Source organism: Kitasatospora sp. NPDC088548 (genome assembly GCF_044753005.1).
Lineage (GTDB): Bacteria > Actinomycetota > Actinomycetes > Streptomycetales > Streptomycetaceae > Kitasatospora.
The window spans coordinates 104,580-118,751 of the sequence record NZ_JBIVMI010000030.1 but is presented as its reverse complement, the minus strand read 5'-3'; the positions used below and the strand labels follow the sequence as shown (position 1 = coordinate 118,751).

Sequence of the window (14,172 nt, the reverse complement as noted above, 5' to 3'; positions counted from 1 at the left end):
ATCAGGCACAAGATCATCCGACACGTGGAGCACTCTGCCGCCCGAACACATCAACTGCCAAGCCCCTGAGCTGAACTCATTTTGAAACGATCAGTAAGGCGTGTCGGCGCCGGAGCCGACGGTGGTCCGGCAACTGCGCACGAACGCGGCCATCGCGGGCGTCGGTTCCCGGTCCTTCGGCCAGTAGAGCCCGACCTGGCTCGGGCTCAACCCCCGCACCGGCCGGTACGCGACATCCTCCCGCGCCGCCAGCCTGCTCATCGTCTCCGGGGCGAAACCGACGCCCTGGCCGCACACCACCGCGGCCAGCCACTCGTCGGTGTTGCGTGCCACCGCGCCGATCCGCACCGGCCGCCCGCCCCGCTCCCGGACCGCCAGCCAGTAGTCGCGCCAGTGGCCGGCCTCGTGCGGGATCGCCACGAAGGGCTCGTCCAGCAGCTCCTCGAAGTCGATCACCGCACGCCCGGCCAGCCGGTGCCCGGCCGGCAGCGCCAGACAGCGCGGCTCCTTGCCGAGCAGTGCGACGCTGTACTGCTCGGAGAGCGACGGCGGCCCGTGCCAGAGCGTGAGGTCGATCTCGCCGGTGGCCAGGCCGGACGTCGGATCGAGCCAGTTGTTCTGCCGCAGCTCCACCTGCCAGCCGGGCATCCGCCGGGTGAAGTCCGCCACCGTGCGGCGGGTCATCAGGTTGATGATCCCGCCCTCGAAGCCCACCCGCAGGGTCGAGCCCTGCTCGGCCGCCGCCGCCCTGGTGGCGCGCAGCGCGTCCTCCCAGCCCGCCAGCACGGTCCCGGCGTACTCGGCCAGCGCCCGCCCGGCCGAGGTGGGCGCCATGCCGCGGCGGGAGCGCTCGAACAGCTCCACCCCGAGCAGTACCTCCAGCTGGCGGATCTGCTTGGTGAGGGTCGGCTGCGAGACGAACAGCCGGGCCGCCGCGGCCGTCAGCTGCCCCTCCTCGCAGACCGCGGTGAAGCCGCGCAGCAGTCGGGTGTCCACATCCATGCCCCAAGGTTATGGAACGGGATATTGGACCGGTCCGGCAGGTCTGGGCCAAGGTGATCACCCGGCCCTCGGGCCGGTCCACGGGGGAGCCCGGCAGCGGCGGTTCAGGGGGCCGCCGCTGCCGCGCCGACCGGACAGGACCTGCGGGAGCGGCGCATTGCGCCTACGGTGAGTGCTCATCAGCACGCTCCCCGGTCTTCGGCCGGCAGATGTCCCGCGACGGAGGTACCCAGGTGGCCAAGGTCCAGCATGAGCGGTCCGCCCAGCCGGAGCGGCTGGCGAAGAAGCCGTACGAGCGGGAGCTGCTGCGGCTGCAGAACGAGCTGGTGAAGCTCCAGGAGTGGGTGCGCGCCGAGGGCGCCCGGCTGGTGGTCGTGTTCGAGGGGCGGGACGCGGCGGGCAAGGGCGGCGCGATCAAGCGGGTGACCGAGTACCTGAACCCGCGCATCGCCCGGGTCGCCGCCCTGCCCACCCCCACCGAACGCCAGCGCACCCAGTGGTACTTCCAGCGGTACGTCGAGCAGCTGCCGGCCGCCGGGGAGATCGTCCTGTTCGACCGCAGCTGGTACAACCGGGCCGGCGTCGAGAAGGTGATGGGCTTCTGCACCGACGAGGAGTACTGGCAGTTCCTGCACCAGTGCCCGACCTTCGAGCGGATGCTGATCGAGTCGGGCGTGCTGCTGCGCAAGTACTGGTTCTCGGTCAGCGACACCGAGCAGCAGCGGCGCTTCCGGGACCGTCTGGAGGACCCGATGCGGCGCTGGAAGCTCTCGCCGATGGACGTCGAGTCGATCACCCACTGGGAGGACTACTCGCGGGCCAAGGACGAGATGTTCGTCTACACCGACACCCCCGAGTCGCCCTGGAACGTGGTGGAGAGCGACGACAAGCGGCGGGCCCGGATCAACATGATCGCCCACCTGCTCTCCAGCGTCCCGTACCACGAGGTCACCCCGCCGAAGATCGACCTGCCGCCCCGCCCGGCCCCCCGTGGGTACCAGCGGCCCCCGCGCGACCTGCAGAAGTACGTGCCGGACCATGCGGCCAGGCTGGAGTAGCGGCCCTGTCGGTGGGCTCGCATAGGCTTCCGGTGTGGACGAACCGGACCTCTTCACCGCCGCCGCCGAGGAACGCCAGGCCAAGGAGCCGGGGCGGGCCCCGCTCGCCGTGCGGATGCGACCGCGCACCCTGGACGAGGTGGCCGGGCAGCGGCAGCTGCTGAAGCCCGGCTCACCGCTGCGCCGGCTGGTGTCGGGCTCGCGCGGCCCGGCGGCGACCAGCTCGGTGATCCTCTGGGGGCCGCCCGGCACCGGGAAGACCACGCTGGCGCATGTGATCAGCCAGGCCGTCGAGGGCCGTTTCGTCGAGCTGTCCGCGATCACCGCCGGGGTCAAGGAGGTCCGGGCGGTGATCGACGGCGCCCGCCGCGCGGTCGGTATGAGCGGCCGGGAGACGGTGCTCTTCCTGGACGAGATCCACCGGTTCTCCAAGGCCCAGCAGGACTCGCTGCTGCCCGCCGTGGAGAACCGCTGGGTCACGCTGATCGCCGCGACCACCGAGAACCCGTACTTCTCGGTGATCTCCCCGCTGCTGTCGCGCTCGCTGCTGCTCACGCTGGAGTCGCTGACCGACGACGACATCCGGGCGCTGCTGCGCCGGGCGGTGGCCGACGAGCGCGGTCTGGAGGGCTCGCTGGAGCTCTCCGAGGAGGCGGAGGACCACCTGGTGCGGCTGGCCGGCGGGGACGCCCGGCGGGCGCTCACCACGCTGGAGGCGGCGGCCGGCGCGGCGCTGGAGAAGGGGGAGGCGAGCATCACGCTGGCCACCACCGAGACCGCCGTCAACCACGCCGCGGTCCGGTACGACAAGGACGGCGACCAGCACTACGACGTGGCCAGCGCGCTGATCAAGTCGATCCGGGGCAGTGACGTGGACGCCACCCTGCACTACCTGGCCCGGATGATCGAGGCGGGGGAGGATCCGCGGTTCATCGCCCGGCGGCTGATGATCTCGGCCAGCGAGGACGTCGGCCTGGCCGATCCGACGGCGCTGACCACGGCCGTGGCGGCGGCCCAGGCGGTGGCGCTGATCGGCTTCCCGGAGGCGCGGATCATCCTCTCCCAGGCGGCGATCGCGCTGGCGCTGGCACCCAAGTCGAACGCCGCGTACCTGGCGATCGACGCGGCGCTGGCGGACGTCCGGCAGGGGCTGGCGGGCGCGGTGCCACCGCACCTGCGGGACGCGCACTACGGCGGTGCGGGCAAGCTCGGGCACGGTCAGGGCTACCAGTACCCGCACGACCTGCCGGAGGGCATCGCGGCGCAGCAGTACGCGCCGGACGCGGTGCACGGCAAGGCGTACTACCGGCCGACCCGGCACGGCGGGGAGGCCCGGTACGCGGACATCGTGGAGTGGACCAGGGGGCGGCTGAAGGGCGAGTGAGCGGCGGGTATACTCGTGCGGAGTGCCATGTCCCGGGACGGCGGCAGGGGAGACCTTGCTGACCGGCCGCACCAGCGGGGCACTGGCCGTAGACCCCCTCGCGGGGTCTTGAGGAGCGTTGCGCACCGTTTCGGTGTCGCGTGCAGCCCACCAACCCCGGTTCGGTGGGCCGCTCGTGCGCAAGCACATCCGTGCCCGGCTCCGGAGAGCGGCTGACCACACCACCCGCGGGTGGAGCGGTTTTTCTCCGGGTCGCGAGGAGCGACCTCCGTCAACACCTGGTGAAGCCGTATTCATAAGCAAGGAAGGTTTGGTTCATGGCGAACCAGAAGCGTCCCAAGGTCAAGATCGCGCGTGCGCTCGGCGTGCCGCTGACCCCGAAGTCCGTCAAGTACTTCGAGGCCCGCCCGTACCCGCCCGGCCAGCACGGCCGTGGTCGCAAGCAGAACTCGGACTACAAGGTCCGTCTGCTCGAGAAGCAGCGTCTGCGCGCCCAGTACGACCTGAGCGAGAAGCAGATGGCGCGCGCGTTCGACCGCGCGAAGAAGGCCGAGGGCAAGACCGGTGAGGCGCTCGTCGCCGAGCTGGAGACCCGTCTGGACTCCCTGGTGCTGCGTTCGGGCATTGCCCGCACCATCTACCAGGCCCGCCAGATGGTCGTCCACGGCCACATCGAGGTCAACGGCGGCAAGGTCAACAAGCCGTCGTACCAGATGAAGCCGGGCTTCGTCGTGACCGTTCGCGAGCGCAGCAAGGAGAAGGTCCCGTTCCAGGTCGCCCGTGAGGGTGGCTACGCGGGCGAGGGCCAGACCCCGAAGTACCTCGAGGTCAACCTGAAGGCCCTGGCCTTCCGCCTGGACCGTGCGCCGCAGCGCAAGGAGGTCCCGGTGATCTGTGACGAGCAGCTGGTGGTCGAGTACTACTCGCGCTGACCCGCGGGCGGTGCACCCCGGTGTACCCCAGCGAGCCCCCGTCGCCTCTCGAGGCGGCGGGGGCTCGCCCCTTTTCACGGCTCTGCCGTCACAGCTCCCCGCCGGCCATCGCGGCGGCCAGCCGCAGGTGCGGGCGGGCCTCCTCGGCGCGGCCCTGGCGCTCCAGGGTGCGGCCGAGCATCAGCCGGGCGTAGTCCTCGGCGGGGTCGGCGTCCAGGACGCGGCGCAGTTCGGCCTCGGCCCGGGACAGCTGGGCGGAGTGGTAGTAGCTGCGGGCCAGCAGCAGCCGGACGGAGAGGTTGGCCGGCTCCTGGGCCAGGACCGCCTCCAGGAGGCGGGCGGCGTCGGAGTACGTCTTGGAGTCGAAGGAGAACTTCGCCATGCGGTACTCGTCGGCGGCGCTGTAGGTGGCCACGGTCGCTCCTTTCGGTGCCGGTCGATGCCCTTCGGCGTCCTCCGCGCCTGGGGCTTCACCGGTTTCTCGCGGTGGTGCTGCCCCCTCCAGCAATGGACAATCTTCAACTATTCCATCGGTCGTTCGCCGGGCCGTCCGCCCGGCCGGTCCTCCGCGTCACCGTGGCCGCCGAGCGCCCGGCGGACCGCCGCGTCCAGGCCGAGCCGGGCGCCGCGGCCGAAGAAGCCGGCGGACTCCCGCCCGGTCAGCCCGGCCCCGGCCCGCCGTTCGCAGATGCGATGGGGGTCGCCGAAGCCGCGCGAGCCGAAGAACGGCCTGCCCACCGCCCGCCAGATCCGGTGCGCGGCGCCCTGCAGCACCCGGGCCTCGCGCAGGTCGCCCGGCCGGTCCGGACCGGTGGGCTCGGTCTCCAGCAGCGCCAGCACGTCGATCGCCAGCGCGATGCCGGGCAGGTCGTGGAGCCGGTGGCTGAGCCGGACGCTCTCCCTGGCCCGGACGCGGGCCAGCCGTATGTCGCCGTCCAGCCAGTGCGCGTACGCCAGCGCGTAGAGCCCCCACGCGTACGCCCACCGCTCGCCGTGCCGCTCGCACAGCTCGCGGACCCGGCCCAGCCAGAACGCGCCGCCGGGCCGGTCGCCCTGGAACAGCCGGGCCAGGCCCAGCTCGACCATGGCCATCAGGACGGTGCTGTCCAGCTCGCCGATCGCCCGGTAGCGCCGGAGCGCCTCCTCGAACAGTCCGGTGGCCAGGGCCGGTTCGTCGCCGATCAGGGCCGCGCAGCCCTGCCGGTGGAGCGCGTGGGCGAGCGCCCGGTCGTCACCGGTGGCCAGGGCCTGACGGCGGCACTCCTCCAGCACGGGCCGGGCGGAGGCCGGATCGCCCTGGAGGGTGGCCAGGTAGCCGGTCACCCAGAGCGCCTTGGCGCGGGCCTCGGTCGGTTCGGGGGCCAGCGCCAGCGCGCGGTCGAGCCAGCGCCGGCCCTCGCCGGGGTGGCCGCAGCCGGCCCAGTAGAACCAGAGGGCGCCCGCCAGTCGCAGCGCGCTCTGCTCCTCGCCGGGCTCGGCGAGGCAGAACTCCAGCGCCGTACGGAGGTCGGGGTGGGCGGTCCCGGTCCGCTCGGCGGTCTCCGCCTGGTGCGGCCCGGACCACTCGACCTCGCCCCAGGTGGCCACGCCCAGGTACCAGTCGCGGTGGCGGCGGAGCAGCCGGTGCTTCTCGCCGGTGGCGCGCAGCCGGTGCCCGCCGTACTCGCGCAGCGGGTCGGGCAGCCGGAAGCGGGCGCCGAGGGCGCTGCCGCCGCCGGCCCGGCTGCCGGGCGGCGCCCCCACCCGCAGGACGACCGACCTGCCGGCCAGTCCGGCGAGCAGGTCGGCCATCTCGTCCGGCTCGATGCCGTCGCCCGCGCAGACGTACTTGGCGGCCTCCGGATCGAAGTCGCCGGGGAAGACGGACAGCCGGGACAAGAGCAAACGTTCCTGCTGCGTGCGGAGCTCAAGGCGCGGGCCGTGCTCCGGCCGCCGCGCCGTCGTGCCCGGGGACTGGGTTGTCGAGTCGTCGGCCAAGAACTGCTCCCGTGTCCGGGCCCGGACCCTCGCGGTCCGGACGTGCGTCGGGCCGTGCGGGCGACGGTCCGCCCGACAGAACGAGGTGACCGGTCGGTAGGTTACGCGCGGGCTTCGCACACCCGACCGGATCCGCAGGGACGCCCCGGGGCGACAACCCGGTCCGGAAACCGGGCATGGGCGCGATAGGGTTCCCTTTGGAGAACAGCAAGGCGAGGGAGCGCGCAAGGTGTCCGTGGGAGAGCTGGCCGGGTTGCTCGTCGCCGTGTTCTGGGCGGTCCTGGTCACCCTGCTCGCCGTCGTCCTGGTGCGGCTCTCGCGCGTACTGAAGGAGGCCACCGTCCTGGTCTCCGCCGTGACCGAACAGGCCGTGCCGCTGCTGAGCGACGCCGGCGCCGCCGTGCGCAGCGCCAACGAGCAGCTGGAGCGGGTGGACGAGATCACCGCCAATGTGCAGGACGCCGCCGCCAACGCCAACGCGCTCTCCTCCACCGTCGCGGCCACCCTGGGCGGGCCGCTGGTCAAGGTCGCGGCCTTCAGTTACGGCGTCCGCAAGGCCGTCGCCAAGCAGAACGGCACCCTGACGCTGCCCGCCCAGCCGGGCGAGCGCGAGGAGCTGGCCCGGCTGATCCGGGCCGAGGTGCGCGCGGCGACCGCGCCCAAGGGCGGCCTGCTGGCCAGGGTCCGGCGCGCGGTGAGGGGCTGACGGCATGGTGCGACGCATCTTCTGGATGGCGGTCGGCGCCGGCGCCACCGTCTGGGCCATGAACAAGGCCAACGAGGCCGTGCACCGGCTCACCCCGGACAGCCTCTCCGGCACCGCCGCGCGCGGTGCGTTGCACCTGGGCGACGCGGCGAAGCGGTTCGCCCTGGACGTCAAGGCCGGAATGGCCGAGCGCGAGGAGCAGCTGCGCGAGGACCTCGGACTGGACGGCACCGCCGTCGTCGAGCCCCGGCGCCGCCGGGTCCTCAGAGGCGAGCCGCAGTACCGAGCTATCTCGGCGGCGCCCGGCAGCCCGGCCGCCGCCCTGCCTCCGCCCAGCAGTGCCCGCACTGTGTCCAACGGCGCCCGCGCCACCCCAGCCATCGACAACACGTCCCGCCGCGCGCTGCCGCCGCGGGACGGCATCCCGAACCGGAAGGACCACTAATGGAGTCGGCAGAGATCCGCCGCCGCTGGCTGCGCTTCTTCGAGGAGCGCGGCCACACCGTCGTTCCGTCGGCGTCCCTGGTCGCCGACGACCCCACCCTGCTGCTGGTCAACGCCGGCATGGTGCCCTTCAAGCCGTACTTCCTGGGCGAGGTCAAGCCGCAGTTCTCGCGCGCCACCAGCGTGCAGAAGTGCGTGCGCACCCTGGACATCGAGGAGGTCGGCAAGACCACCCGGCACGGCTCGTTCTTCCAGATGTGCGGCAACTTCTCCTTCGGGGACTACTTCAAGGAAGGAGCCATCACGTTCGCCTGGGAGCTGCTCACCTCTCCCGTCGCGGAGGGTGGCTACGGCCTGGAGAAGGAGAAGCTCTGGATCACCGTCTACCAGGACGACGACGAGGCCGAGCAGATCTGGCGGGACGTCATCGGCGTGCCCTCCGAGCGGATCCAGCGCCTCGGCATGAAGGACAACTTCTGGTCGATGGGCGTCCCCGGCCCCTGCGGCCCGTGCTCGGAGATCAACTACGACCGCGGCCCCGCGTACGGCGAGGAGGGCGGCCCGGCCGTCAACGGCGAGCGCTACCTGGAGATCTGGAACCTGGTCTTCATGCAGTACGAGCGCGGCCACGGTGACGGCAAGGACGGCTTCGAGATCCTCGGCGACCTGCCGAGCAAGAACATCGACACCGGCCTCGGCCTGGAGCGCCTCGCCGCCATCCTGCAGGGCGTCGACAACCTCTTCGAGATCGACACCAGCCGGCTGATCCTCGACCGCGCCGCCGAGCTGACCGGCCACACCTACGGTGCCGACCACAAGTCCGACATCTCGCTGCGCGTGGTCACCGACCACATCCGCACCGCGGTCATGCTGGTCGGCGACGGCGTCACCCCCGGCAACGAGGGCCGCGGCTACGTGCTGCGCCGCATCCTGCGCCGCGCCATCCGCAACATGCGCCTGCTGGGCGCCAACGGCGTGGTGGCCAGGGAGCTCACGGACATCACCATCAAGGCGATGGCCCCGCAGTACCCGGAGCTGGAGGCCGAGCGCAAGCGGATCGAGACGGTGGTCGCCGCCGAGGAGACCGCCTTCCTGCAGACCCTGAAGGCCGGCACCAACCTGCTGGACGCCGCGGTCACCGAGACCCGGCAGACCGGCGGCGCGGTGCTCTCCGGCGAGCAGGCGTTCAAGCTGCACGACACCTACGGCTTCCCGATCGACCTCACCCTGGAGATGGCCGAGGAGCAGGGCCTCCAGGTGGACGAGTCCGGCTTCCGCCGGCTGATGCAGGAGCAGCGGGACCGCGCCAAGGCGGACGCCAAGGCCAAGAAGATGGGCCACGCCGACGTCGCCGCGTACCGAGAGGTCGCCGACAGGTCCGGCGCCAGCGTCTTCACCGGCTACAGCCTCACCGAGGGCGAGGCCACCGTGGTCGGCCTGCTGGTGAACGGCTCCCCGGCGCCGGCCGCGAGCGAGGGCGACGAGGTCGAGATCATCCTCGACCGCACCCCGTTCTACGCCGAGGGCGGCGGCCAGCTCGCCGACCACGGCCGGATCCGGCTGGACTCCGGCGCGGTGGTGGAGATCCGCGACGTGCAGCAGCCCGTCCCGGGCGTGAGCGTGCACTCCGGCGGTGTGCTGTTCGGCGAGGTCGTGCTCGGCGCCTCGGCGTACGCCACCATCGACATCGAGCGCCGCCGGGCGATCGCCCGCGCCCACTCGGCCACCCACCTGACCCACCAGGCGCTGCGTGACGCGCTCGGCCCGACGGCCGCCCAGGCCGGCTCCGAGAACGCCCCCGGCCGCTTCCGCTTCGACTTCGGCTCACCCGCCGCCGTGCCCGGCAGCGTCCTGGTCGACGTCGAGCAGAAGATCAACGACGTGCTCACCCGTGAGCTGGACGTCACCGCCGAGGTCATGACGATGGACCAGGCCCGTAAGGCCGGCGCCATCGCGATGTTCGGCGAGAAGTACGGTGACGAGGTCCGGGTCGTCACCATCGGGGACTTCTCCAAGGAACTCTGCGGTGGCACGCACGTCGGCAACACCGCCCAGCTGGGCCTGGTGAAGCTGCTCGGCGAGTCCTCGATCGGCTCCGGCGTGCGCCGTGTCGAGGCGCTGGTCGGCGTGGACGCGTACAAGTTCCTGGCCCGTGAGCACACGGTCGTCGCCCAGCTGACCGAGCTGGTCAAGGGCCGCCCGGAGGAGCTGCCGGAGAAGATCTCGGGCATGCTCGCCAAGCTCAAGGACGCCGAGAAGGAGATCGAGCGCTTCCGCGCGGAGAAGGTCCTCGCCGCCGCGGCCGGCCTGGCCGACTCGGCCGAGGACGTGCAGGGGATCGCCGTGGTCGCCGCCAAGGTCGCCGACGGCACCGGCGCGGACGAGCTGCGCAAGCTGGTCCTGGACGTGCGCGGCCGGCTCGGCTCGCGCCCGGCCGTGGTCGCCGCGTTCACCGTGGCGAACGACCGCCCGCTGACCGTGATCGCCACCAACGAGGACGCCCGCGGCCGCGGCATCAAGGCCGGTGAGCTGGTCCGGGTCGCGGCCAAGACCCTCGGCGGCGGCGGTGGCGGCAAGGACGACGTCGCCCAGGGCGGCGGCTCCAACCCGGGCGCGGTGGCCGAGGCCATCGCCGCGGTGCGCGGCCTGGTCGCGGAGCGCGCCTCCTGATGGTCGGAGAAGAGCAGGAACGGCCCTTCCGGCGGGGGCGGCGGATCGCCGTCGACGTCGGTGACGCCCGGATCGGGGTCGCGTCCTGCGACCCCGACGGGGTGCTCGCCACACCCGTGGAGACCGTCCCCGCCGGGGTCAAGTCGCAGGCCCGGATCGCCGCCATCGTCGAGGAGTACGAGGCGGTGGAGGTGATCGTCGGCCTTCCGCGCTCGCTCAACGGCAGGGAGGGTCCGGCGGCGGAGAAGGTCCGCGCGTACGCGGTCCGGCTGGCCAACCGGCTCTACCCGGTGCCGGTCCGGCTGGTGGACGAGCGGATGTCGACCGTCACGGCGACCCACGGCCTGCGGGCCTCCGGCGTGAAGGCCAAGAAGGGGCGCTCGGTGGTCGACCAGGCCGCCGCGGTGGTGATCCTGCAGACCGCCCTTGAGTCCGAACGGGTGAGCGGTCGCCCGCCGGGTGAGAGCGTCGAGGCGGTCCACTGACCCCCCTGTTCTAACGTCCCGGAGAGGGGCCCGTGCGGACGCGTCCGCACGGGCCCTCATCCGTTCCGGGACAGCCGAGGGGGCGCCATGACCGATCAGGACTTCACGCCCGGGCTCACGCCCGGCCACCTCGGTGCGCCGGTCCTGGAACCGGAGGGCCGTCCGCCGGGCGCGCCCCGTCCGCAACCCGATGCGCCGGATCCACACCGTTGGCGTAACGGGCTGGCCTGCGGGCTGACCGCGCTCGCCCTGGTGGCCGTCTTCGGCGGGGCCGGGCTGGTCGGGTACACCTGGTGGAAGGGCCAGCAGAATCCGCCGGCCGCCGCCGACTACGCGGGCGCCGGTTCGGGCAGCGTCCAGGTCTCGGTGCCCGAGGGCGCGGGCCTGAGCCAGATCGCCTCCGCCCTGGTGCACAACGGCGTGGTGGCCAGCTCGCTCGCCTTCACCCGGGCGGCGAAGGGCAGCGCGGCCGCCGCCGGGCGGATCCAGCCCGGCACCTACACCCTGCGGCAGCGGATGTCGGCGGCCGCGGCGCTCGCCGTCCTGATCGACCCGGCCAACGCCAACGGCCTGACCATCCCCGAGGGCTGGCGCGGCAACCAGATCTACGCGGCGATCGACAAGAGGCTCGACCTGCCCGACGGCACCACCCAGCGCGCCGCCCAGGAGCAGGCCGCCGAGCTGGGCCTGCCGGACTTCACCAAGGGCAGCGTCGAGGGGTATCTGTTCCCCGCGACCTACAGCGTCACCGAGGGCACCACCGCGGTCGACCTGCTGAAACAGATGGTGGAGCGGGCCGGCAAGGAGTTCGCCAGGGACGATGCCGGCGTCGTCGCGCAGAACCTCGGGCAGAGCCTGTACGGGCTGGTGACGATCGCCAGCATGGTCCAGGGCGAGGCCGACAACACCGAGGACATGGCCAAGGTGGCCCGGGTCATCTACAACCGGCTGGCCAAGAACATGCCGCTGCAGCTGGACTCGACGATCAACTACGCGCTCGGCCGGTCGACGCTGAACACCACCGTCACCGACACCAGACTGGACTCCCCGTACAACACCTACCAGCACCCCGGGCTGCCGCCGACGCCGATCTCCAACCCGGGCCGCCAGGCGATCATGGCGGCCGTCGATCCGGCGCAGGGGGACTGGCTGTACTTCGTCACCGTGAAGCCGGGGGACACCCGTTTCACCGACAGCTTCGAGGTGCAGCAGCGCAATGTGGCGGAGTTCAACGCCCTCCAGACGGCGAAGCCGAGCGCTTCGGCGAGCACCTCGGGGAGTGCGCCGGCGGGGACGGGAACCGGTGATCCGAGCGGGGCGTCGCCGGGCGCGCCGGAGGGTGGGGCCGGGGGTGCGGCGGGGCACTGACGGGACGTCTGTCCTGCCGGGGGCCGGTCTGCGGTACGGTAACGTCTCCCTCCAGGCGATGCGCTAGCACGCCGGTTCGAGAACAGCCGGGACGCCGTCCCGGACGGCCGGTCCGATCCTCCGGCCGTCTCCGTCGGTGTAAGGGGATCAATGACCGATCTGGGTCGGGGCTACGGCCCCCAGGGCTCCGAGCCGTGGCACCCCGGGGAGCCGGGGTACGGTGGCCAGCAGCCGGTCCCCGGCCAGCAGGACGGCCAGTGGCAGCAGCATCCCCAGCAGGTTCCGCAGGGCCAGCAGTACGGTGCCGGCCAGCAGGGCCAGCCGCAGCAGGGCTACCCGCAGCAGGCGCAGCAGCAGGGCTACCCGCAGCAGGGTTACCCGGGTGGCGGGCAGCAGCCGCCGCAGCAGTACGGGCAGCAGCCTGTGCAGCAGTTCCAGCAGGGGCAGCCGCAGTACGGGGGCGGCCAGCAGGGGTATCCGCAGCAGCAGGACCAGGGCGGACAGGGCTTCCCCGGCCAGCAGGGGTACCAGGGCCAGCAGCAGGGGTATCCGCAGCAGGGCTATCCGCAGCAGCAGGGGCAGCAGGGTCTGCCCGGCGAGCAGCAGAACTTCCAGGCGTTCCAGCAGCAGGGCGTGCCGCAGGGGCAGTATCCGCAGCAGGGGATGCCCCAGCCCGGCGAGCAGCAGCAGGGCGTACCGCAGCAGGCGATGCCCCAGCAGGGTGTGCAGCCGCCCGTTCAGCAGCAGGTGCCGCAGCAGGGCGGGCAGCCGGGGGCGCCGGAGTCCGACGAGCCGCCGCAGGGCGGGCGGCGGGCGTCCCGGCGACGGGCCGAGCCCGTGGCCGGACCGGGCCCGGACGGTATCGACTGGGAGGCGGAGGCCGCCGCGCTGGAGTCGGGCGCGGCTCCGGCCGAGGCCGTTCCCGAGGCCGCCGAGGACGAGTGGGACGGCCACGAAGGCGGTTACCACGAGGACGGCGACGAGGACCGGGACACCTTCCTCGGCGAGGAGGACAGCTCCCGCGAGGCCCAGAAGAAGCGCAAGGAGAAGGGCAAGAAGTCCGGCCGTCGCAACGGCGGGGCCTGCCTGGTGGTCGCCCTGGTGCTGCTCGGCGGTTTCGCCGGCGCCGGCTGGTGGGGCTACGGCTTCTACCAGGACCACTTCGGGCCGCCCCCGGACTTCGCCGGTGAGGGCACCGGCACCGTCCAGGTGGAGATCAAGAAGGGCGCCGTAGGGGCCCAGATGGGTCTCGCGCTGAAGCAGGCCGGCGTGGTCAAGAGCGTCAAGGCCTTCACCAACGCGTGCGAGAAGAACCCGAAGTGCATCTCCATCCAGCCCGGGACGTACTCCCTCCCCCGTGAGATGTCGGGCGAGGCCGCCGTCGCGAACCTGGTGGAGGAGAACGGTGGCGAGAAGCTGATCATCCGGGAGGGGCTGACGGCCGCCGCCACCTACGTCAAGATCGACGACAAGCTGAAGCTGCCCAAGGGCACCACGGCCGACGTCGCCAAGGCCCAGATCGGCAGCCTCGGCCTGCCCCCGTACGCCAACGGCAACATCGAGGGCTTCCTCTGGCCGGCCCGCTACTCGATCTCGGAGGGCATGAAGCCCGAGGACCTGCTCAAGCAGATGGTCAAGAACGCCGTCGACCGCTATGCGGGCCTGGACGCGGAGGCCTCCAAGATCGGTCTCAAGTCCGGCTACGAGGTGGTCATCGAGGCCAGCATCCTCCAGGCCGAGGGCAACAACCCGGAGGACTTCGGCAAGATGGCCAAGACCATCCAGAACCGTCTGGCCAACCAGACCGAGACCCAGCACCGCCTCGGTATGGACACCACGCTGCAGTACTCGCTCGGTCGCAAGGACCTCACCAGGAAGGACATGGACGACGCGTCCAACAAGTACAACACCTACCTCAACGCGGGGCTGCCGCCGACGCCGATCTCCAACCCCGGTGACGACGCCATCAAGGCGGTGCTGAACCCGGCGGACGGCAAGTGGCTGTTCTTCATCGCGATGTCCCCGATCAAGACCCTCTTCTCGGACACCTACAAGGAGCACCTGGCCAACGTGGAGCAGTACTGCACGGCGGCCGGCCAGGGCTTCGACAAGGATCGCGGCCACTGCACCACGAAGTAGTGGCCGC

The 14,172-nt window shown here is 72.1% G+C and carries 13 protein-coding genes; 9 read left to right on the top strand and 4 right to left on the bottom strand.

The annotated features are described in order from the left end of the window. Nucleotides 1-90: 90 nt before the first annotated feature. Nucleotides 91-1,002 (bottom strand): LysR family transcriptional regulator, encoded by a 912-nt coding sequence (locus ACIP82_RS31045; protein WP_400658265.1) that lies wholly within the window; start codon nt 1,000-1,002, stop codon nt 91-93. 209 nt (nt 1,003-1,211) lie between these two features. Between ACIP82_RS31045 and ppk2 the strand changes: the two genes are divergently transcribed. The 3 genes from ppk2 (at nt 1,212) to rpsD (ending at nt 4,376) form a co-directional block, all read left to right on the top strand. Beyond that, nucleotides 1,212-2,060, top strand: coding sequence for a polyphosphate kinase 2 (gene ppk2 / locus ACIP82_RS31040; RefSeq protein WP_400658263.1), 849 nt, complete (start codon nt 1,212-1,214; stop codon nt 2,058-2,060). A 34-nt stretch (nt 2,061-2,094) separates the two neighbouring features. Beyond that, on the top strand, nt 2,095-3,444 hold the full coding sequence (locus tag ACIP82_RS31035) for a replication-associated recombination protein A (RefSeq protein ID WP_363610512.1): 1,350 nt from the start codon (nt 2,095-2,097) through the stop codon (nt 3,442-3,444). A 317-nt stretch (nt 3,445-3,761) separates the two neighbouring features. Continuing rightward, the gene (gene rpsD, locus ACIP82_RS31030) at nt 3,762-4,376 is read left to right on the top strand and encodes a 30S ribosomal protein S4 (RefSeq protein WP_063346792.1); all 615 of its coding nucleotides are present in this window, start codon (nt 3,762-3,764) and stop codon (nt 4,374-4,376) included. 88 nt (nt 4,377-4,464) lie between these two features. Here rpsD and ACIP82_RS31025 read toward each other — a convergent pair whose 3' ends face one another. Both ACIP82_RS31025 and ACIP82_RS31020 read right to left on the bottom strand, forming a co-directional pair. Continuing rightward, nucleotides 4,465-4,758: a tetratricopeptide repeat protein gene (locus ACIP82_RS31025; RefSeq protein WP_400658273.1), complete on the bottom strand. Its 294-nt coding sequence runs from the start codon at nt 4,756-4,758 to the stop codon at nt 4,465-4,467. A gap of 140 nt (nt 4,759-4,898) precedes the next feature. Continuing rightward, a complete protein-coding gene (locus ACIP82_RS31020) occupies nt 4,899-6,254 on the bottom strand; it encodes an ATP-binding protein (RefSeq protein WP_400658260.1) in 1,356 nt (451 codons plus the stop codon). Nucleotides 6,255-6,582: 328 nt separating this feature from the next. On the opposite strand from ACIP82_RS31020, the gene ACIP82_RS31015 reads away from it, so the two are divergent. From ACIP82_RS31015 to mltG (ACIP82_RS30995), 5 genes are all read left to right on the top strand, one after another. Next, on the top strand, nt 6,583-7,059 hold the full coding sequence (locus ACIP82_RS31015) for a DUF948 domain-containing protein (protein ID WP_363610508.1): 477 nt from the start codon (nt 6,583-6,585) through the stop codon (nt 7,057-7,059). 4 nt (nt 7,060-7,063) lie between these two features. Further along, nucleotides 7,064-7,504 (top strand): DUF6167 family protein, encoded by a 441-nt coding sequence (locus tag ACIP82_RS31010; protein ID WP_400658257.1) that lies wholly within the window; start codon nt 7,064-7,066, stop codon nt 7,502-7,504. Beyond that, nucleotides 7,504-10,173 (top strand): alanine--tRNA ligase, encoded by a 2,670-nt coding sequence (gene alaS, locus ACIP82_RS31005; protein ID WP_400658255.1) that lies wholly within the window; start codon nt 7,504-7,506, stop codon nt 10,171-10,173. The genes ACIP82_RS31010 and alaS overlap by 1 nt, the downstream gene beginning before the upstream one ends. Beyond that, complete coding sequence (gene ruvX / locus ACIP82_RS31000) at nt 10,173-10,658, top strand: Holliday junction resolvase RuvX (protein ID WP_400658253.1); 486 nt, start codon at nt 10,173-10,175, stop codon at nt 10,656-10,658. Before alaS ends, ruvX begins: the two co-directional genes overlap by 1 nt. 87 nt (nt 10,659-10,745) lie before the next feature. Further along, on the top strand, nt 10,746-12,026 hold the full coding sequence (gene mltG / locus ACIP82_RS30995) for an endolytic transglycosylase MltG (RefSeq protein WP_400658251.1): 1,281 nt from the start codon (nt 10,746-10,748) through the stop codon (nt 12,024-12,026). Nucleotides 12,027-12,173: 147 nt separating this feature from the next. Here mltG (ACIP82_RS30995) and ACIP82_RS30990 read toward each other — a convergent pair whose 3' ends face one another. Then, on the bottom strand, nt 12,174-12,980 hold the full coding sequence (locus ACIP82_RS30990) for a hypothetical protein (RefSeq protein WP_400658249.1): 807 nt from the start codon (nt 12,978-12,980) through the stop codon (nt 12,174-12,176). Here ACIP82_RS30990 and mltG (ACIP82_RS30985) point away from each other — a divergent pair. After that, nucleotides 12,864-14,165 carry an endolytic transglycosylase MltG gene (gene mltG, locus ACIP82_RS30985; protein WP_363610496.1) on the top strand — a complete coding sequence of 434 codons (1,302 nt, stop codon included), beginning with the start codon at nt 12,864-12,866 and terminating at the stop codon, nt 14,163-14,165. The two genes, ACIP82_RS30990 and mltG (ACIP82_RS30985), sit on opposite strands and share 117 nt — an antisense overlap. Nucleotides 14,166-14,172 lie beyond the last annotated feature (7 nt).